Source organism: Pseudomonas thermotolerans DSM 14292 (assembly GCF_000364625.1).
Lineage (GTDB): Bacteria > Pseudomonadota > Gammaproteobacteria > Pseudomonadales > Pseudomonadaceae > Aquipseudomonas > Aquipseudomonas thermotolerans.
The window spans coordinates 27104-52429 of sequence record NZ_KB822606.1 but is presented as its reverse complement, the minus strand read 5'-3'; the positions used below and the strand labels follow the sequence as shown (position 1 = coordinate 52429).

Genomic DNA, 25326 nt, shown 5'->3' with positions numbered 1-25326 from the left:
GCTATACGAGACGGGCGATCAGTTCGCGCGCTTCCTGTTGTTGACCATCATTCCCCTCGGCCAGAACCTCATCGAGGATGTCGCGGGCCCCTTCCATGTCGCCCATGTCGATGTAGGCACGTGCCAGATCCAGCTTGGTCGCAGTTTCGTCCGTACCAGAGAGGAAATCGAAATCATCGTCTTCGCCGAGAGCGTCGTCGGCCGACTGGGCCAAAGCAGCAGGCGCCGCCTCCACCACGCTCTCGGAGTCTTCGGGCTGCGCCAGCTCGGCACTGGCGTCTTCCAGCTGGGCCGCGAAGTCCACGGGCTCGCTCTCAGCACTCGACGCCACTTCGTCGCCCAGTGACAGGTCGAAGTCGGCCGGCAGGTCGCTGGCGACTTCCGGTAGCTCGAAATCCATCTCCGAGCCTTCCTCGGCCTTGGGCTCGGCGGCCAAGTCGTCGTCCAGACTCAGGGCGAACTCGTCATCCAGCGCTGCGGCCGAGACATCCAGATCCAGGCCGAAGTCGGTGGCCTCGGCACTGGCAGCCGGGGTCTCCGAAAGCTCCAGATCGAAGTCCAGAGCGCTGTCAGCCAAGGCAGCGTCGGCCTTGTGCTCCTCGCCCAGATCGAAGTCAAACGAGGACTTCTCGGCGAGGGTGTCGGAGAGGTCGCTTTCCAGCTCGGCGGCAAGATCGTCCAGGCTGAGATCGAAGGCTTCTTCTTCAGCCTGGGGAGCAGCCGGCTCCTCGTCGAAGCTCAAGTCGTCCAGATTCAGTTCTTCCGCCGCCTCGTTGAAGGACGCGGCATCCGTAGCAGCCAGGGTCACGGCGCTGGCAGCTGCGGTCGCTACCGCCGCCATGGCAGGGTAGCGGCTTTTCAGCTGTTCGATTTCGGCATTCGCGCCGCCGATCTCGCGCAGTTCCTGTTCCTGGCGCTGGAAGCCGTCGCGGTCTCCCAGCTCAGCCTGGACTTCCATCAGTTTCAGACGCAGGTCGCTGCGGTTCGGCTCGTCGTTGATGGCGTTCTGAAGCAGCTCGGCGGCCTGATTGAAGCGGCCGTAGGCGATGTAGATGTCAGCCTCCGCCAGCACGTCGCTGGTCTGGGCGGTCACCTGCTCGCTCGCCGCTTCGGCGACGGTCGCAGCCTGAACGGCGGGCGCCTCGGGCTCCAGGCCTTCGAACGTCGACTCCGGCAGATCCTGGTCGCTGGCGAAGTCGGCATCTTCGCTGCCCTGGGCCGCCAGGCTCTGCTGATGCTCCTGCTCCTTCTGCGCGTTGCGGCGCGACACTGCCATGAGCAGGATCAGCAGCACCAGCAGACCGCTGCCGCCGGCGATCCAGGGAAGCATAGGGTTGGCCAGCAGGTCATCCACGAAGCTCGGCTGCGGCTCTTCGGCAACCGGGGCCGGAGCGGAGGTCTTCTCCTCCGGCTTGGGCTGCTCTGCCGGAGCCTGGGCTGCCGCTTCGGCCTGAGGTGCAGCGGACTGCCCGGCGGGCTGGGCGGCTGGCTCCTCGCTGTAGTTGTAATCCGGCTCTTCGGCGGGCGCTTTGGCCTGCTCGGACTGAGACGCTGGAGTGGCGGACTGCTCGGCGGCAGCCTGGACGGTTTCCGGCTGGGCAGCGGGCTGTTCGGGCGCATCCGGTGCCGCCGCTTCGTCGGCGGCAGCCTGCCCTTCGTTGGCCAGGTCGGCCTGCAGCTTGGCGAGCTGGGCGTTCTTCAGTTCGATCAGCTGCTGCAGCTTGTCCAGCTGGCTTTGCAGATCGGACATACGGCTCTTCAGTTCCTCGTTCTCACGCCGGGTGGTATCGAGGCTTTCCTGGGTCACCGCCAGCTTGTCGTTGAGAACCTTGGCATCGCCGGCCGCGCCCTTGTCGGACACCTTGGCATCGGCGGCCACCAGCTTGAGGCTGTCTCCGGCCGGAGCCTGAGCCGGAGCCGCCCCCGCAGCAGCACGGTGGGTAGCATCCAGCTGGCGGGCACTGCCGCCGGCCAGCGAGCGACCTTCACGCCAGGCGGCATTCTGCGCCGCTACCTGGGCGATGGCTTCCGACTGGGAACGACGCAGCACCTGCTGCTCGTCGGGCAGGCGCAGCACCTGACCACGCTTCAGGCGGTTGATGTTGCCGTCGAGGAAGGCGTCCGGGTTGAGATCCTGGATGGCCAGCATGGTCTGGTGCACCGAACCGACGGAGCGGGTGCGCTCGGCGATCTGCCAGAGGGTGTCGTTGGCGTTGGTACGGTACTCGTTGCCTGCGATCCTCGAACGGGCCGGCGCGACCGGACGGCTGGCCACCGGCGCGGCCGGGCGCACTGCCTGAGTGGTGGCGAGACGCGGCGCCGGCGCGGCGACCGGCAGCTGCGGCGCGACCGCAGTTGCCACTTCCGGGGAATACAGCGGCGGGTCGAGCAGCAAGGTATATTCGCGCAGCAGACGGCCGTTCGGCCACAGCACCTCGACGAGGAAGTTCAGATAGGGCTCGCGCACCGGCTTGCTGGAAGTGACCCGAATGACGCTCTGGCCATTGGGCTTGATGACCGGGGTGAACTTGAGATCGGTCAGAAAATACTGGCGATCCACGCCCGCCTTGTTGAAGTCCTCGGGAGATGCCAGTTTCGGCAATACTTCACTGGTCTCGAGATCCTTGACGTCCAGCAAGGAGATTTCCGCATCCAGAGGCTGATTGAGCGCGGATTTGAGCGTGATGTCCCCCAGCCCCAATGCGTGCGCCATGCCGGACGTAAGCGTCGAAGCGGCTGCAATTGCCAGTACCAGTTTGCGTACCCGAACCATAGCGTGATCCCTTGTTTTTGCTTTCTCGACGGGCGAGATTGGCGTTGGTTGCTGCCCTTTTCCGTCCTATGACGGGTCCCCACCAGCAATGCGCCAGTCAATAGATGACAAGCTAGAAAAAATCTTCAAACTGCTCGTTAAGTATCTTTTACAGATAGTGTTTTATCAATAATTCACCTAACTGCACAGCGTTCAGAGCCGAGCCTTTACGCGCATTATCAGACGTAATCCACAAATTCAGTTCGGCATCGTCGGTCAGCCCGGAACGCAGGCGGCCTACATATACCGCATCCTGGCCCACCGCATCACCGACAGCCGTCGGATAGTCGTCTTCCTCGACCAGTTCCACCCCCGGCGCCTCCTCCAGTGCCGTGCGCACCGCGGGCAGATCCAGCGCTTCCTCCAGCTCCAGGGACACACTCAGGCTATCGCCATAGAACACCGGCGCCTGCACGCAAGTGGCCGACACCTTCAGGTCCGGCAGGCCCAGCACTTCCCGGATTTCGGCCGCCAGACGCCGCTCTGAAGAGGTGTGCCCGTCTGCATCCGACGAACCGACACGCCCCAGCAGGTTGAAGGCGATCTGGCGGTCGAAAACCTGCGGCTCCAGCGGACGCATGTTGAGCAGTTGGGTGGTCTGCCGGCCCAGCTCGTTGACCCCTTCCCTGCCCAACGTCGAAACGGCCAGACAGGCAGTGACGTTGATCCGGCGCAGGCGCAGCAGATCGCGTAGCGGCGAAAGAGCCACGGCCAATGCGGTTGCCGCGGAGCTCGGACTGGACAGTTGGTAGGGCGCCGAGAGCCCGGCCAGCACCCCAGCATTGGCCTCCGGTACCACCCGCGGGGCCTGCTCCGCCGGAAGTGCACCGCTCAGGTCGATCAGCGAGCAGCCGGCAGCCAGGGCCCGCGGAGCCTGTTCGCAGGTGATGGCTTCGGCGGCGGCGAAGAACACCAGGCGCACCTGGGTGAAGTCGAAATCGTCGACCGCGCGCACCCGCAGGTTCTTGCCGCGGAACGCCAGGGACTGGCCGACCGACTCGCGACTGGCCAGCAGATGCAGATCGGAAACGGGGAATTCGCGCTCTTCGAGCAGCTGGACGAGGTTTTCGCCGACGGTACCGGTAGCGCCGACCACGGCAATGGCAAGGGATTGGGACATCGGAAAACCCTAACGCACGATTGGAAGGACGGCACTGTAGCGCCGCCCTCGCGCGCAGGCAATTTGACGCCGGCCAAGGCGGCCGGCGCCGGGAGGATCAACGCTCCAGGAGGATGCGCAGCATGCGCCGCAGCGGCTCGGCGGCGCCCCACAGCAGCTGGTCGCCGACGGTGAAGGCTCCGAGGAACTGCGAGCCCATGTTGAGCTTGCGCAGACGACCGACGGGCACGCTCAGGGTGCCGGTGACTGCGGTCGGGCCGAGCTCGCGGATGCTCGCCTCACGGTTGTTGGGCACCAGCTTGACCCAGGGGTTGTGCTGGCTGATCAGCCCTTCGATGTCGGACAGCGGCACGTCCTTGTTCAGTTTGATGGTCAGCGCCTGGCTGTGGCAGCGCATGGCGCCGATGCGTACGCAGAGGCCGTCCACCGGGATCGGATTCTTGAAGCGGCCGAGGATCTTGTTGGTCTCGGCCTGACCTTTCCATTCCTCGCGGCTCTGCCCGTTGGGCAGCTCCTTGTCGATGTAGGGAATCAGGCTGCCGGCCAGCGGCACGCCGAAGTGGTCGACCGGGAAGCTGTCGCTGCGCATGGTCTCGGCGACCTTGCGGTCGATCTCGAGGATGGCGCTGGCCGGGTCAGCCAGATCGTCGGCCACCGCGCCGTGAATGGCGCCCATCTGGCGGATCAGCTCGCGCATGTTCTGCGCGCCGGCGCCGGAAGCGGCCTGGTAGGTCATGGCGCTCATCCACTCGACCAGGCCGGCCTCGTAGAGACCACCCAGGGCCATGAGCATCAGGCTGACGGTGCAGTTGCCGCCGATGTAGTTCTTCACCCCGGCGTCCAGCGACTGGTCGATCACCTTGCGGTTGACCGGGTCGAGCACGATCACCGCGCTGTCGTCCATGCGCAGGGTCGAGGCAGCGTCGATCCAGTAGCCCTGCCAGCCGGCTTCACGCAGCTTGGGGAACACCTCGCTGGTGTAGTCGCCGCCCTGGCAGGTCAGGATCACGTCGAGGCTCTTCAGCTCGTCGATGCTGTAGGCATCCTTGAGCGGGGCGATGTCCTTGCCGATGGCCGGGCCCTGGCCACCCACGTTCGAGGTGGTGAAGAACACCGGCTCGATCAGGTCGAAGTCACGCTCTTCCAGCATGCGCTGCATGAGCACGGAACCCACCATGCCTCGCCAACCAATCAGACCTACACGTTTCATCGCAACTACACCTTTGATTGGGATCCAGTTCACCGCGCGAACGGCGAACCGGAGAGATTACAGATTACGCAGCGCGGCGACTACCGCATCGCCCATTTCCCGGGTACCGACCTTGGTGGTGCCTTGGGACCAGATGTCCCCGGTACGCAGCCCCTGGTCGAGCACCTGACTGACCGCCTTCTCGATGGCGTCGGCAGCCACGGCCTGGGCGAAGCTGTAGCGCAGCATCATGGACACCGAGAGGATGGTCGCCAGCGGGTTGGCGATGCCCTGGCCGGCGATGTCCGGCGCGGAGCCGTGGCACGGCTCGTACATCCCCTTGTTGTTGGCGTCGAGGGACGCCGAGGGCAGCATGCCGATGGAACCGGTCAGCATGGAAGCCTCATCCGACAGAATGTCGCCGAACATGTTGTCGGTGACGATCACGTCGAACTGCTTGGGCGCGCGCACCAGCTGCATGGCGGCGTTGTCCACGTACATGTGGGAGAGCTCCACGTCCGGGTAGTCCTTGGCCACCTCCTCCACCACGGCGCGCCACAGCTGGCTGGAGGCCAGCACGTTGGCCTTGTCCACCGAGCACAGCTTCTTGTTGCGCAGGCGGGCCATGTCGAAGCCCACCTTGGCGATGCGGCGGATCTCGCTCTCGCTGTACGGCAGGGTGTCGTAGGCCTGGCGCTCGCCATTCTCCAGCACGCGGGTCTCGCGGGGCTGACCGAAGTAGATGCCGCCGGTCAGTTCGCGGACGATGAGGATGTCCAGGCCGGCCACCACTTCCGGCTTAAGGGTCGAGGCCTCGGCCAGCTGCGGGTAGAGGATCGCCGGGCGCAGGTTGGCGAACAGACCCAGTTGGGAACGGATCTTCAGCAGACCGCGCTCGGGGCGGATGGCCGGGTCGATGCCGTCCCACTTGGGGCCACCCACCGCACCAAGCAGCACCGCATCGGCGGCGCGGGCGCGTTCCAGGGTCTCGTCGGCCAGGGGCACGCCGTACTTGTCGACCGCGGCGCCGCCCAACTCGTCGAAGCTCAGCTGCAGGTCCAGGCGGTATTTCTCGTTGGCCGCCTCGAGCACCTTGACTGCTTCGGCGACGATTTCCGGACCAATGCCGTCGCCGGGAAGAACCAGAATCTGTTTGGACATGAACGTTTCCTTGGGGAATCAGCTATGGGCTCGAAACGCCGGGCCTCGGGAGGAACGCTCCACCCGAGGCCCGGCGCTGCCGGTTACTTGATGGCGCCGAACAGCCAGGGTTGGGCCGCGCGGTGACGCTCTTCGAAGGCGCGGATGGCGTCCTGGTCCTGCAGGGTCAGGCCGATGTCGTCCAGGCCGTTGAGCAGGCAGTGCTTGTGGAAGGCATCCACCTCGAAGCGGTACTGCACGCCGTCCGGGCGGGTCACGGTCTGCGCTTCCAGATCGATGGTCAGTTGGTAACCCTCGTTGGCCTCGGTCTGCTCGAACAGGACATCGACTTCCTCTTCCTTCAGCACGATCGGCAGCAGGCCGTTCTTGAAGCTGTTGTTGTAGAAGATGTCGGCAAAGCTTGGTGCGATGATGGCGCGGAAGCCGTACTCGTCGAGCGCCCAGGGGGCGTGCTCGCGGGACGAGCCGCAGCCGAAGTTCTCGCGGGCCAGGAGCACGCTGGCGCCCCGGTAGCGCGGGAAGTTCAGCACGAAATCCTTGTTGACCGGCCGCTGCGAGCAGTCCTGGCCGGGCTGGCCCACATCCAGGTAACGCCACTCGTCGAACAGGTTGGGGCCGAAGCCGGTACGCTTGATCGATTTCAGGAACTGCTTGGGAATGATCTGGTCGGTGTCGACGTTGGCACGGTCCAGCGGGCAGACCAGGCCGGTGTGTTGGGTAAAGGCTTTCATCTGTCGTTCCTCAGGCCTGGAGCAGTTCGCGCACATCGATGAAATGGCCGGTCACCGCGGCCGCCGCGGCCATCGCCGGGCTGACCAGATGGGTACGGCCGCCGGCGCCCTGCCGGCCTTCGAAGTTGCGGTTGGAGGTGGACGCGCAATGCTCGCCGCTGCCCAGCTTGTCCGGGTTCATGGCCAGGCACATGGAGCAGCCGGGCTCACGCCACTCGAAGCCGGCCTCGATGAAGATCTTGTCTAGCCCTTCCGCCTCGGCCTGCGCCTTGACCAGACCGGAACCCGGCACCACCAGCGCCTGCTTGACGTTCGGCGCCACCTTGCGGCCCTTGGCGACGGCCGCCGCGGCGCGCAGATCCTCGATCCGCGAGTTGGTGCAGGAACCGATGAAGACGCGGTCCAGCTTGATCTCGGTGATCGGCTGGTTGGCCTGCAGGCCCATGTACTTCAGGGCGCGGATGATCGAATCCTTCTTGACCGGATCGGCCTCGGCGTCCGGATCCGGCACGCGCTCGTCGACCGCCACCACCATCTCCGGCGAGGTGCCCCAGGAGACCTGCGGCTTGATGTCCTCGGCCTTCAGTTCGATCACGGTATCGAAGTGCGCGTCCGGGTCGGAGACCAGGGTCTGCCAGAGCGCCACGGCCTTGTCCCAGTCGGCGCCCTTGGGCGCGAACGGACGGTCCTTGACGTAGGCGATGGTCTTCTCGTCGACGGCCACCAGACCGACCCGCGCACCGGCCTCGATGGCCATGTTGCAGAGGGTCATGCGGCCTTCCATGGACAGCTCGCGGATCGCGCTGCCGGCGAACTCCAGGGCATGGCCAGTGCCGCCGGCGGTGCCGATCCTGCCGATGACGGCCAGGACGATGTCCTTGGCGGTGACGCCGAAGGGCAGCTTGCCTTCCACGCGCACCTGCATGTTCTTCATCTTCTTGGCCACCAGGCACTGGGTAGCGAGCACGTGCTCCACCTCGGAGGTGCCGATGCCGTGGGCCAGGGCACCGAAGGCGCCGTGGGTGGAGGTGTGCGAGTCACCGCAGACCACGGTCATGCCCGGCAGGGTGGCGCCCTGCTCCGGGCCGACCACGTGGACGATGCCCTGGCGGACATCGTTCATCTTGAACTCGAGGATGCCGAAATCGTCGCAGTTCTCGTCGAGGGTCTTGACCTGGATGCGCGATACCTCGTCGACGATGGCCTCCAGACCGCCCCGGCGCTCGGCCTGGGTGGTGGGCACGTTGTGGTCCGGGGTGGCGATGTTGGCGTCGATGCGCCAGGGTTTGCGCCCGGCCAGGCGAAGGCCCTCGAAGGCCTGCGGCGAGGTCACCTCGTGGAGGATGTGGCGGTCGATGTAGATCAGCGACGAGCCGTCGTCGCGCCGCTTCACCTCGTGCATCTCCCAGAGCTTGTCGTACAGCGTCTTGCCGGCCATTCGGATTTACCTCATCAGCGTCTTTCTGTGCCCAGGACACAAAGCCCTTGCGCTTATGGGGGGAATGCTATGATTCCCGGACGAATAACTCAAATTCATATTTTTTATCCAAAGGATTCCCAAAAGGAATCCAAAAGACATCCAGGCAGCCCGTAGCCAATAACAGGCAGCGCCGCCCGCAGCCGCAGTCCGGAGCCCACAATGGACCTCGCCAGCCTCAATACCTTCATCGCCATCGCCGAGACCGGCAGCTTCTCGGAAGCCGGGGAACGCCTGCACCTGACCCAACCGGCGGTCAGCAAGCGCATCGCCGGACTGGAACAGCAGCTCAAGGTGCGCCTGTTCGACCGTCTGGGTCGCGAGGTGAGCCTCACCGAAGCGGGCCGCGCCCTGCTGCCGCGCGCCTACCAGATCCTCAACGTACTGGACGACACCCGCCGCGCCCTGAGCAACCTCAACGGCGAGGTGAGTGGCCGGCTGACCCTGGCGACCAGCCACCACATCGGTCTGCACCGCCTGCCGCCGCTGCTGCGCGCCTTCACCCGCGCCTACCCGCAGGTGGCCCTGGACATCCGCTTCCTCGACTCGGAAGTGGCCTACGAGGAGATTCTCCACGGCCGCGCCGAGCTGGCGGTGATCACCCTGGCCCCGGAAACCCACGCGCCGGTGCGCGCCGTACCGGTCTGGGAAGATCCGCTGGACTTCGTCGCCGCCCCTGAACACCCGCTGGCCCGAAACCGGGCCGTCAGCCTGGCCGACGTGGCACGCCATCCAGCGGTGTTCCCCGGCGGCAACACCTTCACCCGCTACATCGTCCAGGGGCTATTCGAGGCCGAGGGGCTGACGCCGAACATCGCCATGAGCACCAACTACCTCGAAACCATCAAGATGATGGTATCCATCGGCCTGGCCTGGAGCGTGCTGCCGCGCACCATGCTCGACGACCAGGTGGTGCGCCTGCCTCTGCCGGGCATCCAGCTGACCCGCCAGCTGGGCTACATCTTGCACACCGAGCGCACCCTGTCGAACGCCGCGCGGGCCTTCATGGCCCACCTGGACGCCCAGCGCACGCTGGCCGGTTGACTCCGGAAACGACAAGGGGCGCCCGAGGGCGCCCCTTGCTTGGCGGCAATCACACGGCTTAGTCGTTTTCCAACGCCGGCCGCTCGATGGTGGTGTTGATCGGGATGCGTTTCGGCCGATCCTCTTCCGGCACTATGCGTTGCAGCTCGATGCTCAGCAGACCGTTCTGCAGCGACGCGCCCTTGACCTCGATATGGTCGGCGAGGCGGAAGGACAGCTTGAAGGCGCGCTGGGCGATGCCCTGGTGCAGATAGGTGACGTTTTCGTCGCCCTTGTCGCGCTTGCCGCCGCTCACGGTCAGCACGTCGCGCTCGACCTGCAGCTCCAGGTCGCTTTCCCGGAAGCCGGCGGCCGCGACCACGATGCGGTACTGGTCATCGCCGTGCTTCTCGATGTTGTAGGGCGGATAGGACGTGGCCTCGCCATTGCGCAGCGCCGCCTCGAACAGATCATTGAAACGGTCGAAGCCGACGGATTGACGGAACAGCGGAGCCAGGGAAAGTACGTTGCTCATGGTTTCCTCCTGATATTCAGCGAAGAGAGTGGCCGGAACCCGACTTCGGCATCCCGGCACTTTCTGAATTAGGGACGGCCAGATGGATTTCAAGCCCCCATCTGGCGGACATTGCCCATGACGACGACGCTGCCCCGCTCCCTCCGGGCCATCGCACAGCACTGATGCCTCTGCCAAACGGGGCTTGCCGAACCTCCGGCGAATTCCCTGCTGTCTTCCGCAGCGACAAGTCGGTCAGCGCGGCGTATCGTCAGGGCATGGACGTTTCCCCGCCGCTCAGGCTATGCCTGGCCTACCGCGAACCCTGGCACTGGCCACAGTTCCATGCCCATTTCGCATTGCGTCGCCTGCCCGGCGTCGAACGCCTGGAGGCGTACAGTTATTCCCGCAGCTTCCGCCTCGGCACCCGCCACGGCTGGTTCCGGGTCCGCTCGCTGGAGCACCGGGCAGCACTGGAGCTGAGCCTGCCGCCTGGCTGCGCCGACCTGACCGACCAACTGGCGTCACGGGTGCGGCGGATGTTCGACCTGGACAGCGACCCCGAGGGCATCGCCGCCCATCTCGGCCGCGACCCGCTGCTCGCGCCCCTGCTCGAGCGCGTCCCGGGACTGCGCCTGCCCGTGGCCTTCGACCCCTTCGAGCAGGCGGTGCGCGCAATCGTCGGCCAACAGGTGTCGGTGAAGGCTGCGGTGACCATCAGCGATCGACTGGTCCGGCGCCTAGGCGAACCGCTGGCGGACTCCCCGGACGGCGAGCCGATGTGGCTGTTTCCCACTCCTGCGGCCCTTGCCGAGGCTCCGCTGGAGAACATCGGCATGCCCGGCCGGCGGGTGCAGACCCTGCGCCGTTTCGCTCGCGCGGTAGCCGAGGGCGAGCTGGCGCTGAGCCTTGCCGACGGCATCGAGGCGCTGGTCGAGCGGCTCTGCGCGCTTCCCGGCATCGGCCCCTGGACCGCCGAGTACATCGCCCTGCGCGCCTTCGGCGCCGCGGATGCCTTCCCGGCCAGCGACCTCGGCCTGCTCAAGGCGCCACTCTGGGGCCCGGGCGGCATTCGCGCCCGGGAACTGGCCGCCCGCGCCGAGGCCTGGCGGCCCTGGCGCGCCTATGCGGCGATCTATCTCTGGCACGACTACGCAGAAGGTGGCTGAAGATGCACTACCGCTACCACGACAGTCCCCTCGGCCCGCTGCTGCTGGCCGGCGACCGGGCGGGCCTGCGCCTGTTGCACATGGACGCCTCACCCGCCTGGAGCACCGCTCCCGACTGGCAACCGGACCGGGGCAGGCTGGATGAGGTCTGCCGCCAGCTGGACGAGTACTTCGCTGGCCGCCGCCAGCGCTTCGAGCTGCCCCTGGCGCCGACCGGCAGCGCCTTCCAGCGCCTGGTCTGGGCGGCCCTGCTGGAGATCCCCTACGGACATACCTGGAGCTATGCCGAGCTGGCCCGGCACATCGGCCAGCCTTCGGCAGTTCGTGCAGTGGGCAGCGCCAACGGCGCCAACCCCATCGCGGTGATCATTCCCTGCCACCGGGTGATCGGCAGCAACGGCACCCTCACCGGCTACGCTGGCGGCCTGGAGCGCAAGCGCCAGCTGCTCCAACTGGAAGGTGCCTGGCTGCTCTGAGCCAGGCGCCAAGGGCTTTCCAGCACGGCGCGGCGTCCTTAGACTAGGCGCCTTCTCATGCAAGCCCTGCCACTTCGCGGCAGGCGTGCCCGGAACGCACTGCCGTCACAGTGCCGCTCGATGGACTGATCCCGTGTCTGCCACACGCTCCCGTCTCGCCCGGATCCAGCGCGAGCTGTTCGCCCTATTGACCCTCGCCGCGCCCATCATGATCGGCCAGTTGGCGGTGACCGCCATGGGCTTCGTCGACGCCGTGATGGCCGGCCGCGTCGGCCCCCGCGACCTGGCCGCGGTGGCCCTCGGCAACTCCATCTGGGTGCCGGTGTTCCTGCTGATGACCGGCATCCTGCTGGCCACCACGCCCAAGGTCGCCCAGCACTTCGGCGCCGGCCGGCATGCCGAGATCGGCCCGCTGGTGCGTCAGGCGCTGTGGCTGGGCCTGCTGGTCGGCAGCCTGGCCGCCGCGCTGCTGACCCTGGGCTCCCGGCCGGTATTGCTGTGGATGGAAGTGGATGCCGAGCTGATCGCGCCGAGCCAGGGTTACCTGTACGGCATCGCCGCGGGCTTTCCGGCGGTGGCCCTGTACCACGTGCTGCGCTGCTTCAGCGACGGCCTGGGGCTGACCCGGCCGAGCATGGTGCTGGCGCTCCTCGGCCTGCTGCTGAACATTCCGCTGAACTACGTGCTGATCTACGGTCACCTGGGCTTCCCGGCCCTCGGCGGGGAGGGCTGCGGCTGGGCGAGCGGTGCGGTGATGTGGTTCATGCTCCTCGGCATGCTGTTCTGGGTGCGCCGTGCCCCGAGCTACCAGGCCTGCGGACTGTTCGCCGCCTTCGACCGGCCGCGCGGCGAGCCTATCCGCCGCCTGCTCGGCATCGGTCTGCCGATCGGCATCGCGGTGTTCGCCGAATCCAGCATCTTCGCGGTGATCGCCCTGCTGATCGGCAGCCTGGGCGCCGCCGTGGTGGCTGGCCACCAGATCGCCCTGAACCTCAGCTCGCTGGTGTTCATGATCCCCTACTCGCTGAGCATGGCGATCACCGTGCGGGTCGGCCAGGCCCTGGGCCGCGGCGCGCCACGCGATGCTCGCTTCTCCGCCGGTGTAGGCATCGCTACGGCGCTCGGCTACTCCTGCCTGTCCGCCAGTCTGATGCTTCTCGCCCGCCACGAGCTGGCGGGCATCTACACCGCGGATGCCGAGGTGATCGGGGTGGCCGCAACCCTGCTGGTCTACGCGGCGCTGTTCCAGTTCTCCGACGCTATCCAGGTCAGCTGCGCCGGCGCCCTGCGCGGCTACCAGGACACCCGCATCACCATGCTGATGACCCTGTTCGCCTACTGGGGAATCGGCCTGCCGGTGGGCTACGGCTTGGGGCTGAGCGACTGGTTCGGCGCGCCGCGCGGGCCGAGCGGTCTCTGGCAGGGGCTGGTGGCCGGCCTGACGGTAGCCGCGGCCATGCTGGTGCTGCGCCTACAGAGCAGCGCCCGACGACACATCCGCCTGGCCAAGGACCGGGAAGGTCTGCAGGCGGCCGCGCAGTGCTGAGCGGCCCGGTCGAAGGGATCAGGCTTCGCCTTTCTTGCGAATCCAGTACAGGTAGGTGCCGGCCTCTTCCTGCTGGTCGAGCAGTTCGTGGCCGAGGAACAGGCAGAATTTGGGAATGTCGCGGCGGGTCGAGGGATCGGTGGCGATCACCTTGAGCAGGCCGCCGGCGGCCAGGTCGCGCACCTTGTTGTGCAGCATCATCACCGGCTCGGGACAGTTCAGGCCGCTGGCATCGAGCACGTCATCGACCCTGAGTTCTTCGCTTCGGGACATCGGGCTACTCCGGAAATCAGGCGCCCATTGTCGCGCAAAGCCGGCCTTCAGGTCACCGCTCCGTCGGCAAATATCCACGCAGCCGCTCGCAGGCCTCGTCGGCCAGGACCTCAGCCCGCCCCAGGGCGACCTGCCAGGTGGGCACCAGCGGCGCCAGGTCGGCCTGCCGTTCGGCCTGGGCAAGCCATTGCAGATGGTCGTGCCAGTCGCCAAGCGCCGACTGCGCGGCCTTGAGCGCCGCCCAGCCGGAAGCGCCGACCGGCGACAGCCGCGGATAGGCCTCGTCGCCGTAGCGCACCCGCTTGATCAGCAGGCGCAGGCGATGGCGGTCGTGAGCCGGGTCGGCCAGCGCCTCGGCCAGGCGTGTCACCTGGCGACGCAGGACCTTGCGCACCTGGCGGCGCAGGTCCGGCAGTTCGCCCGCGAAGGCCGCCTGGCGCAGCTGTGCCGGCCAGCCGTCGAGCACCGCGAACAGATGACGCAGCGCGGGCTCCTCCAGCAGGGTCTGGTAGCCCGCCTCCAGCGCCGGCTGGCGGGCGGCGAACAGCGCAGTATGGCCCTGCCGGGCCAGCTCGGCGAGCAGCACCTCGCGGTCGCGCAGCGGGCCGCTGAGCCGGCCGAGCGCTGCCGCGGCGGCATCCAGCGACGCCACCAGCGGCAGGCGGTTCAGGGGCCGCAGCAGGCTGCGCAGCTTGCGCAGGCCAATGCGCAAATCGTGCAGCGCCTCGGCGTCGGTACGCGCGGCCAGCCGGGCTTGACAGGCGCGCAGGGTCACCTCCAGCCCCAGCACCTGGGCGATCAGATCGTCGATGAATCGCGACATGGCGGCTTCCTCGGACCAGCGTCCCGGGAGCTTAGTGGAGCAGCCCCTACAGACAAGTGACGGATTGTCACAGAAGGTGTTCAGCCCAGCAGCCAGGGCAGGCTGCGCCGCACCCGGCGCAAGCGCCGGCGCAGCTCGCCCGGAGCCGCCGGCTGGCCGCCGTAGCGCTGCACCTCGTAGGCGGCGACGAAGGCACGGATCGCATCGGCCTGGTCTGGCAGGACCTCGCAGGCCCGCTCGGCGAAGCTCCGCGCCCCCTCCCCCGGCGCGCGGTGCACGCCGTGGCGGGCCAGCAGGCGCTCGAAGCGTTGGAACTGGCGCAGACAGCCGTCGCGGGTGCGCCGCCAGGGCTTGAACAGCCAGAGCGCCAAGGCGCCGAGCAGCAACGCCCCGCCGCCCACCAGGGCCAGCGCCAGGTCGCGGCCGTGGATGCGCCCGAACCAACCCTCCAGCACTTCCAGCTGGCGCTCGCCCTGGTAACCGAGCACCCAGCGCTGCCAGTCGTAGTTGAGCTCGTCCCAGGACAGGCGCAGGCGGTTCAGCCAGTCGATCTGCCGGTAGCGCAACAGGGACAGCGGCGAATCCTCGAGAAAGCTCCGCTCCTCGCCGAGAGCTTCCTCCAGGCCCAGCTCGATGCGCTCGGGGGCGACCTGGAAGGTCGGGTCGACGCTGGTCCAGCCGCGCTCCGGCTGCCAGTACTCGACCCAGGCGTGGGCATCGAACTGGCGCACCTGCAGATAGCCACCGCCGGCATTCCACTCGCCGCCCTGGTAGCCGGCCACCACCCGGGCGGGAACTCCCGCGGCACGCAGCACGAATACCATGGCCCCGGCGTAGTGGGCGCAGAAGCCACTGCGGGTGTCGAACAGGAAGCCGTCGATGCTGTCGGCGCCCAGGGTCGGCGGCCTCAGGGTGTAGCGGAACGGCTGCTCGCGGAAATGCTTGAGCAGCGCGCGGACCAGCTCATCCGGCTGCCCGTATTGGGCGCGCAGCTCCGCGGCCCAGGCGCGGCTGCGCGGGTCGCCCTGCGCCGGCAGCTGCAGGGCCCGGCGCAGCAGCAGCGGCGAGGCCTGCGGCTCGCGCAGCGCCTCCGGCCAGGAGGTCACCCGGTAGCGCAGTGGGCGCTGCACCGGCCGCGCGCGCTGCAGGCGGAAATCGCCGAGCAAACGGGTGTCCGGCAGGTCGGTGGTGGCCACGTCGAGGGCAAACAGCCAGCGCTGCGCACTGGGCTGCATGATCACCTCGTAGTCGAGCGAACGGCCGCGTGCCTGCCAACGCGGCGGTGGGGCGAAGGCGACGATCTCGGCCTGGGACCAGCGCCGGCCGTCGAAGCGGTCCAGGGTCAGGGCCCGCCAGTAGAGTTGCGAACGGGGCGGTGGCGTACCGTCGAAGCTGACCCGGAAGGCCAGCTCGGGGGAACGGCTGAGCTCGGCGATGTCCGCCGGCGCCATGCTGTCGGCCAGTCCGGTGATGCTCTTGTCGCCGGGCAGCGGCAGAGCCCAGAGCGGTCCCATGCGCGGGAAGAACACGAACAGCAGGACCATCAGCGGCAGCGCCTGGAGCAACAGGCTGGCGGCCAACCGCAGGGTCGCCCAGGGACGCGCGGCGAAGGTGCTCTGCTGCAGGCCGATCAGTGCGGCGAGCAGCACGGTCACCGGCAGTAGACTGTAGAGCGCAGCGAGGATGCCGTCGTCGAACAGGTAGCCCGTGACCACCGTGAAGAAGCCGAGGAGGATCAGTACCAGGGCATCCCGCTTGGTGCGCAGCTCCACCAGCTTGATGATGAAGGCGGCGACCAGCAGCACCGTGGCCGCCTCCATGCCCACCAGGCTGCCGCGGGACAAGAACACCCCGCCGAGCACCGCCAGCATCAGGCCGAGCTTGACCCAGGCACTGGGGAACTCGGCGCGCATCAGGAAGATCTGCAGGCGCCAGGCGGCGCAGCCCAGCCACAGGCCGACGATCCATAGCGGCAGGTGCGGCAGGTGCGGGAGGATCACCAGCACCTGGGCGACCAGCAGCCAGGTCAGGCCGATGCGCGGAACCGGCTGAGCGGCGCTCATCACGCGGCTCCGTAGAGGGCCAGGGCGCGCAGGCAGGCCTCGCGGTGCCGCTCGCCGACGTCCGGACCCAGTTCGACGCCGGGCAGGCGCAGGGCGAAGGGCTGCTGACGCTGGCTGAACTGCAGCACCCAGTGGCAGAGCCGCGACAGGCGCGTCTCCACGTCGCCCTCCAGGGCGGCGAAGTCCAGCCACAGGTCACGGCCGCCGAGCGCGGCGAAGTCCTTGACCAGCAGACCCTGGCCCCGCGAGTAGGCCTTCCAGTGCAGGCGCCGCCGGGAGTCGCCGGGCTGGTAGTCGCGCAGCCCCTGGAAGTCGTCCACGCCCGGCCCGGTCGGGCGCGCGCCTTCCTCGTCGGGATCGGCGTCACGACCAGCAGCCAGCGGCAGGTCGCCCGCCTCCGGCCGCGGATAGACCAGCAGGGTCTGGTCCAGGTTCACCCAGCTCCAGGCCACCAGCAGGCCGAGGGGGAAGCGGCTCTCCACCCGCAGCCACCCCGGACGCAGCCAGCCGCGCCGCTCGGCCAGACGGTCCAGTTCGCACTCCACCACGCCGCGCGCCGGCACGTCGAGCACCTGCAGAGGCGCTGGCGGCCAGCCCAGGGCGATGGCCTGGTGGGAATGGCTGTCGCTTTCCAGACGCACTCGGAAGCGTGCTCGCTCGCCGACGAACACTGCCGCGCCGCCCGCCGCGCTGAGCTGCAGACCAGCCAGATTCCGGTAGGTGTGCAGGATGGCGACCACGAAGAGCGAGCCGAGCAGGAAGGTCAGCGCGTAGGCCAGGCTGTTCTGGTAGTTGATGGCGGCCAGCAGCATGAGGATCAGGGCCACTCCGAAGGCGCCGCCGACTCGGGTGGGAATGATGAAGATGCGTCGCTGCACCAGACGGATGCGCGACGCCGGCGGCAGCCGTGCCGCCAGCCAGCGCCGCCAGTGGCTGCGTAGTCTGGCGATCAAAGCGCCGGCACCTCGCGCAACAGCCACTGCACCAGGGCACCGCCGCCGTGCCCGGCCGGATCGGCGCGCTCGCGCAGGCGGTGGCCGACCACTGCCGGCAGCACCGCCTGCACGTCCTCGGGGATCACGTAGTCGCGCCCGGCGAGGAACGCCCAGGCCCGCGCCGCCGCCAGCAGCGCCAGACTGGCCCGCGGCGACAGGCCCCAGGCGAACTGCGGCTGGCTGCGGGTGGCCTCCACCAGACGCAGCACGTACTCCACCAGGGCATCGCTGGCGCGCACCTGGGGCACCTGGGCCTGCAGAGCGGCCAGGCGTTCGTGGTCGAGGATCGGTTCCAGGCGCGGCAGCAGCTCGCGGCGCGCCTCTCCGAGCAGCAGCGCCTTCTCCGCCGCCTTGGCCGGGTAGCCGAGGGACAGGCGCATGAGGAAGCGGTCGAGCTGGGACTCGGGCAGCGCGAAGGTGCCACCCTGGCTGGCCGGGTTCTGGGTGGCGATGACGAAGAACGGCTTGGGCAGCGGCCGGGTGGCGCCCTCGATGGTCACCTGGCCCTCCTCCATGGCCTCGAGCAGCGCGCTCTGGCTCTTCGGGGTGGCGCGGTTGATCTCGTCGGCGAGAACCAGTTCGGCGAAGATCGGTCCCGGATGGAAGACGAATTGCCCGCTCTCCTTGTCGAATACCGAGGTGCCGAGGATGTCGCCGGGCAGCAGGTCGGAGGTGAACTGGATGCGCTGAAAGCTCAGCCCAAGCACCCTGGCCAGGGCGTGACCGAGGGTGGTCTTGCCCATCCCCGGCAGATCCTCGATCAGCAGGTGACCACGGGCCAGCAGGCAGGTCATGGCCAGGCGCACCTGGGCCTCCTTGCCGAGCAGCACCTGATTGACCGCGTGCAGACAGGCGTCCAGTGGATTCGACATGCAGCCTCCTCATAGATTGGAAGACCGATGCTACTGGGCGCCGGCACCGCGGCAAAGAGCCCGCGCGGGGCTTATTCAATGGAGGCGGGAACTGCTACGCACTCCCCGCCTGTCGGAACGGCCGTTCAGCGCTTCAGGCGCGAGCGGAACAGCCTCTGGTAGTCACGGCACTGCCGGGCGGCGAGCAGGAACACGCCATGGCCGCCGTTCTCGAACTCCAGCCAGGTGAAGTCCACCTCCGGATAGAGCGCCTGTACGTGCACCTGGCTGTTACCCACCTCGACGATCAGCACACCTTGCTCGGTCAGGTGGTCGGCGGCCTCGGCGAGGATGCGCCGTACCAGATCCAGGCCGTCCTCGCCGCAGGCCAGACCAAGGGCCGGCTCGTGGTGGAACTCGGCGGGCATGTCGGCGAAGTCCTCGGCGTCCACGTAGGGCGGGTTGCTGACGATCAGGTCGAAGCGCTGCCCCGGCAGACCGTCGAAGCCGTCGCCCTGCACGGTGTAGACGCGGTCTTCCAGGCCGTGCTGCTCGATGTTCCGCCAGGCCACCTCCAGGGCCTCGAAGGACAGGTCGGCGAGAGCCACCTCGGCTTCCGGAAAGGCGTAGGCGCAGGCGATGCCGATGCAGCCTGAACCGGTGCAGAGGTCGAGGATGCGTGCCGGCTCCTTGGGCAGCCAGGGCTCGAAGCGGTTCTGGATCAGCTCGGCGATCGGCGAGCGGGGAATCAGCACCCGCTCGTCCACCACGAACGGCAGGCCGCAGAACCAGGCCTCGCCGAGCAGGTAGGCGGTCGGCACGCGCTCCTCGATGCGCCGGCGCAGCAGCTCGCGCAGGTGCTCGCGCTCGTCGTCCTCGAGGCGGCAGTCCAGGTAGCTGTCGGCGATCTCCCAGGGCAGGTGCAGGGCGCCGAGGATCAGTTGCCGGGCGTCGTCCCAGGCGTTGTCGGTGCCATGGCCGAAATACAGGCCTTCGGCGTGGAAACGACTGACGGCCCAGCGAATGTAGTCGCGCAGGGTGCGCAATTGGGAAGTAGAGACGGTCACGGCGAACCTCCGGTGAACGGGCGCGCATTGTAGGGCCTGTCGACCTCCGCAGGCGAGCGGCACGGAGGGTTTTCAGCGCCGCCACGATCATCCTCGAACGACCTTTTCGTGACCTTTTCCCGACGCGTTCACGGATTTTCGCCCAGCAGGTGCGCAAGGAGGTTCACAGCGCCGCCGCGGGGAGTGACAATGAAGGGCATTGCGCGTTCGCCAGGAGTACCTTGCATGTCTCGTCCCCAGACCCTCCTCCAGATCACCGGTCGCAGTCATGCGCCTGCCAGCCTGCAGAGCGCCTGTCTGATCATCATCGATGCCCAGGAGGAATACCGCAGCGGCGTGGTGCCTCTGCCGGGGCTGGATGCCGCGGTGGCGGAGATCGCCAGCCTGCTGAGCGCCGCCCGCAGCTCGGGAACCCCAATCGTGCACGTCAAACATCTCGGCGTACCGGACGGCTTCCTCGACCCGCGCGGCCCGCGCGGGCAGTTCCTCCCCGAGCTGGCGCCGCTGCCCGGCGAAGTGGTGGTGGAAAAGCGCCTGCCCAACGCCTTCTCCGGCACCGACCTGCACGACCGCCTGCAGGCCCTCGGCCGCCTGGACCTGATCATCTGCGGCTTCATGACACACTCCAGCATCAGTACCACGGTGCGTGCCTGCAAAGACTACGGTTACCGCTGCACCCTGGTGGAGACCGCCTGCGCCACCCGTGACCTGCCCTGCGGCGAGGGCGTGATCAGCGCCGCCGACCTGCACCGCGCGGAAATGGCCGCCCTGGCGGACAACTTCGCGGCCGTGGTGCCGCGTGCCGCCGTCCTGATCTGAAGCAGGACGCCCCGCGGCAACCGACCGCCCATCGCCCTGGACGCTGACCGGAACCTCGGCACTGGCTTCCGGTCATAGCGCCGATAACGAGCGAGGAATCGGCATGAAACTATCCGGTGATTTTGATGCCCGCCGTCTGCGCCCCCGCGGTCCCAGGCTGTGGCGCTGGCGCTTCGGCGCGGCGCTCGGGGCCCTGTTCGCCATTCTCGGGGGGCTGCTGACCCTGGCGGGTGCCGCCATCCTGCTGGGCCGCCCGCCGCTCATCGCGAACCTCGAGGCCTCCACTGGCGCCGGCCTGGTGCTGCTGATCGCCAGCCTCCTGCTGCTGTTGCTCGGCCTGCTGATCTGGCGGGCCTGCCGGCGCCGCCTGCGGTGCAGCGACGATCTCAGCCTGGCCCCGCACCTGCTGAAGAAACACGACTGACCGCGCCGCCCTGGAACGGGTAAACTGGAGGGCTTCGCGGAGGCCCTATGCAAGACGACGATTTTTCCCTGTTCAAGAGCGAGATGCGCGGCGTCAAGCCGCTCAAGTACGACCGCGCGGACACCGGCAAGCCGAAGCCCGACCGTGCCCGCCTGGCCACCCTACGTCAGGCCGCAACCCAGCGCGTGGAGACCATCAAGGTGGATGGCCTGTCCGACCAGTTCGTCATCGACGTCGGTGCCGAGGACGAGCTGTACTGGGCCCGCGAAGGACTCCAGGAAGGCCAGATGCGCAAGCTCAAACAGGGCCAGGTCGGCTTCGAGGGTAGCCTCGACCTGCACGGCATGAAGGTGGAGCAGGCACGCGACACTCTCTGGGAATTCATCGCCGAGGCCGTGCGCCGGGAAATCCGCTGCGTGCGCGTCACCCACGGCAAGGCGGCGCGTCTGGACGGCAAGCGCCCGCTGATCAAGAGCCACGTCAACACCTGGCTGCGCCAGCATCCCCAGGTGCTCGGCTTTGCCTCCTGCCTGCCCCGGCATGGCGGCACCGGCGCGGTCTACGTGCTGCTGCGACGCACCATGCTCGACGGTCGCGACGAATGAGACGGCGGAGCGCCCCGGCGCTCCCGCCCTTGCCAGCGAAGCCGTCACCCCCTACCCTGCCCCTTTGCAACAACCCCCCTCCACAGGAACCCCCATGTCTCTGGAACAGCACTACGTAGCGATCCTCGATCAGCTCGGCGAGGACGTGACTCGCGAAGGCCTGCGCGACACCCCCAAGCGCGCCGCGAAAGCCATGCGTTTTCTCTGTCGCGGTTACGAGCAGACCCTGGAAGAAGTCACCAACGGTGCCCTGTTCAGCTCCGACAACAGCGAAATGGTGCTGGTCAAGAACATCGAGCTGTACTCGCTGTGCGAACACCACCTGCTGCCGTTCATCGGCAAGGCCCACGTCGCCTATCTGCCCAACGGCAAGGTGCTCGGCCTGTCCAAGGTGGCTCGCATCGTCGACATGTACGCGCGGCGCCTGCAGATCCAGGAGAACCTCAGCCGGCAGATCGCCGAGGCCATCGAGCAGGTTACCGGCGCCCTGGGCGTGGCGGTGGTCATCGAGGCCCAGCACATGTGCATGATGATGCGCGGCGTGGAGAAGCAGAATTCCTCCATGGTCACCTCGGTGATGCTCGGCGAGTTCCGCAACAACGCCGCAACCCGCAGCGAGTTCCTCAGTCTGATCCGCTGAAGGATGCCGCCCAGAAAAACCGGCCCTCTGGCCGGTTTTTTCGTTTCCGGCCGTCCGCTCAGTGGTTGCGGCCGTCGTAGTGGCTCACCGGATAGACGGACAGGTCCACCCCCTCCAGGCAACGAGCGTTGACCGCCGCCATGGGCTTGCCGTCCGGGCCTGGCGCCTCGCTGAAAGGCGCGCAGCCACAGCGGTCGCAGAAGTGGTGGGCGATGCGTCTGCTGTTGAAGCGGTAAGTGGGCAGCTCATCGGCCCGAGGGGAGTTCAGGGTCAGCTGCGCGCGAGGCACGAACCACAGCAACCCGCCGCGCTTGCTGCACAGCGAGCAGTTGCAGTCCAGCAGCCGGTCGATCTCGCCGCTGACGCTGAAGGAAATCCTGCCGCAGTGGCAGCCGCCTTGGTAAGTGCTCATGCCGGGTCTCCTGTGCAGGTCCGGGGAAGGACAAGCTAGACCCGCGGCTGCCTGCGCGCCAGTTTCCTCAGTCGAACATGCCGACATAGCGGGGATGGCTGGCCACGCGTTGCAGCCAGGCCAGGATCGCCGGGTAGCCGGAGAGGTCGAAGCCGCCTTCGTCAGCCACGTGAGTGTAGGCGTACAGGGCAATGTCGGCGATGGTGCAGCTGTCGCCGACCAGGTAGGGCGTGCTCTGCAGCTGCTTCTCCATCACCCGCAGCGCCTTGTGGCCGAGGTTCAGGCACATCTCGTACTCCTCGCGGCGCTCCTCCGGCAGCCCCTGGTAGAGCTGGATGAAGCGCGCCACCGCCACGTAGGGCTCGTGGCTGTACTGCTCGAAGAACTGCCACTGCAGCACCTGGGTGCGCAAGCGTGGCTCCCTGGGCAGCAGCTCGGTGCCCTCGGCCAGGTAGTTGAGGATGGCGTTGGACTCCCAGAGGGTGGAGCCGTCCTCTAGTTCCAGCACCGGCACCTTGCCATTGGGGTTCTTCTCCAGGAAGGCCGGCTCGCGGGTCTCGCCCGAGAGGATGTCCACCGGCACCCACTGGTAGTCGCGACCCAACAGGTGAAGCATCAGCTTGACCTTGTAGCAGTTGCCGGAACGGTAATCGCCGTAGACCTTGTACATGCCCTCTCCTCCTTATGCGGCTGCAGCCTGCTGGGCCCTGCGAATCACCCCAGCCAGGCGCCTTAGCCCCTCGCCCAGCCGTTCCGGGACCACGTGGCTGAAGTTCAGACGCAGGTAGCCGGGGTTCTGCTCCGGCTCGGCGAAGAACGGCTCGCCGGGCATGAAGGCCACCTGCTGCTCAAGCGCCTCCTGCAGCAGGCCGCGGGTGTCGATCGGCTGCTTGAGAGTCAGCCAGAAGAACAGACCGCCCTCTGGCAGGTTCCACTCGGCCAGCTCGGCGAAGTGCTCCTCCAGCGCCGCCTGCATGGCGTCGCGGCGCGCCCGGTAGAAGTCGCGCAGCGCGGCCAGGTGCTCCTGGTACTGGGCGCTGCCCAGCCACTGCAGGGCCTGCCACTGGCCGATGCGGTTGGTGTGCAGGTCGGCCGATTGCTTGAGGCGCAGCAGATGGGGGAATAGGTCCGGGGTGGCGATCAGGTAACCGACCCGCAGGCCAGGCAGCAGGGTCTTGGATACCGTGCCAGTGTAGATCCAGCTGGCCTTGCCCAGGCGACTGACGATGGGCACGGCGCGGCCTTCGTCATAGACCAGCTCGCGGTAGGGCTCATCCTCGATCAGGGTGACGCCGAACTGGTCGAGCAGCTCGGCTACCGCCTGGCGCTTGGCCTCGCTGTAGCGCACTCCGGACGGGTTCTGGAAGGTAGGGATCAGGTAGGCGAAGGCCGGCTTGTGGCTTTCCAGGCGCTGGCGCAGCACGGCGAGGTCCGGACCGTCGGCTTCCAGGGGTACCGACAGGCAGTCGGCGCCGAACAGCTGGAAGGCCTGCAGCGCAGCCAGGTAGGTGGGGCCTTCGAGCAGCACCTCGGTACCCGGATCGATGAACAGCTTGCTGGCCAGGTCGAGGGCCTGCTGCGAACCGCTGATGATCAGCACCTGGCTGGCCTGGCAGGGAATCCCCAGGGCCCGGGCCTCGGCGGCGATGCGCTCGCGCAGCTCCGGCTCGCCCTCGCTCATCCCGTACTGACCCATGCTCGCCGGCATCTCGGCCCAGTCCACCCTGGGCAGCATCGGCTCGGCCGGCAGGCCGCCGGCGAACGACATCACCTCGGGACGCTGCGCGGCGGCGAGGATTTCACGGATCAGGGAACTTTTCAGACGGGTGACGCGTTCGGAGAAGGCCATGGGACACCGGTAGCGGGGCAGAAGCAAATGGGTCAAACTGTTTGACCGAAACTACGCCGCTGCATCCAATTACGTCAATATGCTTGACCTGAAAAATCCGACCGCCCAGCGGCTTGCCGCGGAAGCCTTCTTCTTCGCCTACCAGGCGTTCACCGCCAAGCCCGACGAGATGCTCGCCCGCCGCGGGCTGAGCCGGGTGCACCACCGCATCCTGTTCTTCATCGCCCGCTACCCCGGGCTGAGCATGAAGGAGCTGCTCGAGGTCCTCGGCGTCAGCAAGCAGGCTCTCAACCCGCCGCTGCGCCAGTTGATGGAGATGCACCTGGTGGAGAGCGTCGCCGCCGAGGACGACAAGCGCAAACGCCGCCTCGGCCTCACCGCCGAAGGCGCGAAGCTGGAAGCTGCCCTGCGCCGCGAACAGAGCCGCCTGCTACAGCAGGCCTTCGCCGAAGCCGGCGAGGAAGCCGCCCGGGGCTGGCTGGCGGTCAACCAGGCCCTGCACCACCGCGCCTAAGCCCCCGGGGCCGCGCGCTCGGGTGGCCCCGAACCATTCGGCAGCACACTTCACCCGTTCTCCTCCTCGCCGGCGAACTGTTCCGTCGATTGCTCCGCCCGCTGTATCGCGACGCCTGGCCGCCGGATGCATAGGCTGGCAGGCTCGGAACAACAAGAGTCGCCGCCCATGAGCCTGGACCTGCTGCTCGCCTTCGTGCTCTTCGCCTTCGTGACCTCGGTCACTCCGGGGCCCAACAACATGATGCTGCTGGCCTCCGGGGTGAACTTCGGGGTGCGCCGCAGCGTGCCGCACATGCTCGGCATCAGCCTGGGCTTCATGGTCCTGGTGATCTCCGTCGGCCTGGGGCTGGGCCAGTTGTTCGAGAGCTATCCGCAGCTGCACACCGCACTGCGCTACGCCGGCGCCGCCTACCTGCTCTACCTGGCCTGGAAGATCGCCAGGGCCGGCGCCCCGGAAGGCGGCGAGCCCCGTGGCCGACCGTTCGGCTTCCTGCAGGCGGCGGCCTTCCAGTGGGTCAACCCCAAGGCCTGGATCATGGCCATCGGCGCCATCACCACCTACCTGCCGCAGGGCAGCGGCCTGCTCCAAGTGGTGCTGATCGCCGCGCTGTTCGCCCTGGTCAACTGCCCGAGCGTCGGCCTCTGGACGGTGGCCGGCAGCCTACTGCGCCACTGGCTGGACAATCCGCGCACCCTGCGCCTATTCAACGTCAGCATGGCCCTGCTGCTGGTGGCCTCGCTGTACCCCGTCCTCACTACCCTCTGACCCCG

At 67.6% G+C, this 25326-nt stretch carries 26 protein-coding genes; 10 read left to right on the top strand and 16 right to left on the bottom strand.

Going from position 1 to position 25326, the window contains the following annotated elements:
* Nucleotide 1 precedes the first annotated feature (1 nt).
* From H165_RS0107880 to leuC, 6 genes are all read right to left on the bottom strand, one after another.
* Nucleotides 2-2773, bottom strand: a complete 2772-nt coding sequence (locus H165_RS0107880) for a motility hub landmark protein FimV (protein WP_040640600.1) — start codon at nt 2771-2773, stop codon at nt 2-4.
* A 148-nt stretch (nt 2774-2921) separates the two neighbouring features.
* Complete coding sequence (locus H165_RS0107875) at nt 2922-3932, bottom strand: aspartate-semialdehyde dehydrogenase (protein WP_017938379.1); 1011 nt, start codon at nt 3930-3932, stop codon at nt 2922-2924.
* Between the two features lie 97 nt (nt 3933-4029).
* Nucleotides 4030-5142: an aspartate-semialdehyde dehydrogenase gene (asd, locus tag H165_RS0107870; protein WP_026146452.1), complete on the bottom strand. Its 1113-nt coding sequence runs from the start codon at nt 5140-5142 to the stop codon at nt 4030-4032.
* 57 nt (nt 5143-5199) lie between these two features.
* On the bottom strand, nt 5200-6282 hold the full coding sequence (leuB, locus tag H165_RS0107865; RefSeq protein WP_017938377.1) for a 3-isopropylmalate dehydrogenase: 1083 nt from the start codon (nt 6280-6282) through the stop codon (nt 5200-5202).
* A gap of 83 nt (nt 6283-6365) precedes the next feature.
* Nucleotides 6366-7013, bottom strand: coding sequence for a 3-isopropylmalate dehydratase small subunit (gene leuD / locus H165_RS0107860; protein WP_017938376.1), 648 nt, complete (start codon nt 7011-7013; stop codon nt 6366-6368).
* A 10-nt stretch (nt 7014-7023) separates the two neighbouring features.
* On the bottom strand, nt 7024-8451 hold the full coding sequence (leuC, locus tag H165_RS0107855) for a 3-isopropylmalate dehydratase large subunit (RefSeq protein ID WP_017938375.1): 1428 nt from the start codon (nt 8449-8451) through the stop codon (nt 7024-7026).
* Nucleotides 8452-8652: 201 nt separating this feature from the next.
* On the opposite strand from leuC, the gene H165_RS0107850 reads away from it, so the two are divergent.
* Entirely contained in the window at nt 8653-9534 is an 882-nt protein-coding gene (locus H165_RS0107850; RefSeq protein WP_017938374.1) for a LysR family transcriptional regulator, read from the top strand.
* Nucleotides 9535-9592: 58 nt separating this feature from the next.
* On the opposite strand, the gene H165_RS0107845 is transcribed toward H165_RS0107850, so the two are convergent.
* Nucleotides 9593-10048: an Hsp20 family protein gene (locus H165_RS0107845; protein WP_017938373.1), complete on the bottom strand. Its 456-nt coding sequence runs from the start codon at nt 10046-10048 to the stop codon at nt 9593-9595.
* A 257-nt stretch (nt 10049-10305) separates the two neighbouring features.
* On the opposite strand from H165_RS0107845, the gene H165_RS0107840 reads away from it, so the two are divergent.
* From H165_RS0107840 to H165_RS0107830, 3 genes are all read left to right on the top strand, one after another.
* Nucleotides 10306-11196, top strand: a complete 891-nt coding sequence (locus tag H165_RS0107840; RefSeq protein WP_017938372.1) for a DNA-3-methyladenine glycosylase family protein — start codon at nt 10306-10308, stop codon at nt 11194-11196.
* 2 nt (nt 11197-11198) lie between these two features.
* Nucleotides 11199-11672, top strand: a complete 474-nt coding sequence (locus H165_RS0107835) for a methylated-DNA--[protein]-cysteine S-methyltransferase (RefSeq protein ID WP_017938371.1) — start codon at nt 11199-11201, stop codon at nt 11670-11672.
* Nucleotides 11673-11805: 133 nt separating this feature from the next.
* The gene (locus tag H165_RS0107830; RefSeq protein WP_017938370.1) at nt 11806-13218 is read left to right on the top strand and encodes an MATE family efflux transporter; all 1413 of its coding nucleotides are present in this window, start codon (nt 11806-11808) and stop codon (nt 13216-13218) included.
* An 18-nt stretch (nt 13219-13236) separates the two neighbouring features.
* Here the strand turns inward: H165_RS0107830 and tusA are convergent, their stop codons facing one another.
* From tusA to prmB, 6 genes are all read right to left on the bottom strand, one after another.
* Entirely contained in the window at nt 13237-13491 is a 255-nt protein-coding gene (tusA, locus tag H165_RS0107825; RefSeq protein ID WP_017938369.1) for a sulfurtransferase TusA, read from the bottom strand.
* 52 nt (nt 13492-13543) lie between these two features.
* On the bottom strand, nt 13544-14314 hold the full coding sequence (locus tag H165_RS0107820; RefSeq protein ID WP_017938368.1) for a CHAD domain-containing protein: 771 nt from the start codon (nt 14312-14314) through the stop codon (nt 13544-13546).
* A gap of 80 nt (nt 14315-14394) precedes the next feature.
* Entirely contained in the window at nt 14395-16377 is a 1983-nt protein-coding gene (locus tag H165_RS0107815; protein ID WP_017938367.1) for a transglutaminase TgpA family protein, read from the bottom strand.
* Nucleotides 16377-17330 carry a DUF58 domain-containing protein gene (locus tag H165_RS0107810; RefSeq protein ID WP_017938366.1) on the bottom strand — a complete coding sequence of 318 codons (954 nt, stop codon included), beginning with the start codon at nt 17328-17330 and terminating at the stop codon, nt 16377-16379. Before H165_RS0107810 ends, H165_RS0107815 begins: the two co-directional genes overlap by 1 nt.
* Nucleotides 17327-18244 carry an AAA family ATPase gene (locus H165_RS0107805; RefSeq protein WP_017938365.1) on the bottom strand — a complete coding sequence of 306 codons (918 nt, stop codon included), beginning with the start codon at nt 18242-18244 and terminating at the stop codon, nt 17327-17329. Before H165_RS0107805 ends, H165_RS0107810 begins: the two co-directional genes overlap by 4 nt.
* A 125-nt stretch (nt 18245-18369) precedes the next feature.
* On the bottom strand, nt 18370-19290 hold the full coding sequence (gene prmB, locus H165_RS0107800; protein ID WP_026146451.1) for a 50S ribosomal protein L3 N(5)-glutamine methyltransferase: 921 nt from the start codon (nt 19288-19290) through the stop codon (nt 18370-18372).
* 225 nt (nt 19291-19515) lie between these two features.
* On the opposite strand from prmB, the gene H165_RS0107795 reads away from it, so the two are divergent.
* From H165_RS0107795 to folE, 4 genes are all read left to right on the top strand, one after another.
* Nucleotides 19516-20109: a cysteine hydrolase family protein gene (locus H165_RS0107795; RefSeq protein WP_017938363.1), complete on the top strand. Its 594-nt coding sequence runs from the start codon at nt 19516-19518 to the stop codon at nt 20107-20109.
* Nucleotides 20110-20212: 103 nt separating this feature from the next.
* Nucleotides 20213-20533, top strand: coding sequence for a hypothetical protein (locus tag H165_RS0107790; protein ID WP_017938362.1), 321 nt, complete (start codon nt 20213-20215; stop codon nt 20531-20533).
* Between the two features lie 47 nt (nt 20534-20580).
* Nucleotides 20581-21138, top strand: coding sequence for a Smr/MutS family protein (locus H165_RS0107785; RefSeq protein WP_017938361.1), 558 nt, complete (start codon nt 20581-20583; stop codon nt 21136-21138).
* A gap of 94 nt (nt 21139-21232) precedes the next feature.
* Nucleotides 21233-21778 (top strand): GTP cyclohydrolase I FolE, encoded by a 546-nt coding sequence (gene folE, locus H165_RS0107780; protein WP_017938360.1) that lies wholly within the window; start codon nt 21233-21235, stop codon nt 21776-21778.
* Nucleotides 21779-21836: 58 nt separating this feature from the next.
* Here the strand turns inward: folE and H165_RS0107775 are convergent, their stop codons facing one another.
* The 3 genes from H165_RS0107775 to H165_RS0107765 all read right to left on the bottom strand — a co-directional run bounded on the left by H165_RS0107775 (nt 21837) and on the right by H165_RS0107765 (nt 24039).
* On the bottom strand, nt 21837-22190 hold the full coding sequence (locus tag H165_RS0107775; protein ID WP_017938359.1) for a GFA family protein: 354 nt from the start codon (nt 22188-22190) through the stop codon (nt 21837-21839).
* A 67-nt stretch (nt 22191-22257) separates the two neighbouring features.
* Entirely contained in the window at nt 22258-22860 is a 603-nt protein-coding gene (locus H165_RS0107770; protein ID WP_017938358.1) for a glutathione S-transferase family protein, read from the bottom strand.
* 12 nt (nt 22861-22872) lie between these two features.
* On the bottom strand, nt 22873-24039 hold the full coding sequence (locus H165_RS0107765; RefSeq protein WP_017938357.1) for an aminotransferase-like domain-containing protein: 1167 nt from the start codon (nt 24037-24039) through the stop codon (nt 22873-22875).
* A 79-nt stretch (nt 24040-24118) separates the two neighbouring features.
* On the opposite strand from H165_RS0107765, the gene H165_RS0107760 reads away from it, so the two are divergent.
* Together H165_RS0107760 and H165_RS0107755 are read left to right on the top strand one after the other, a co-directional pair.
* On the top strand, nt 24119-24553 hold the full coding sequence (locus tag H165_RS0107760) for a MarR family winged helix-turn-helix transcriptional regulator (RefSeq protein WP_017938356.1): 435 nt from the start codon (nt 24119-24121) through the stop codon (nt 24551-24553).
* A gap of 168 nt (nt 24554-24721) precedes the next feature.
* A complete protein-coding gene (locus H165_RS0107755) occupies nt 24722-25321 on the top strand; it encodes a LysE family translocator (protein ID WP_017938355.1) in 600 nt (199 codons plus the stop codon).
* The last annotated feature ends 5 nt before the right edge of the window (nt 25322-25326 follow it).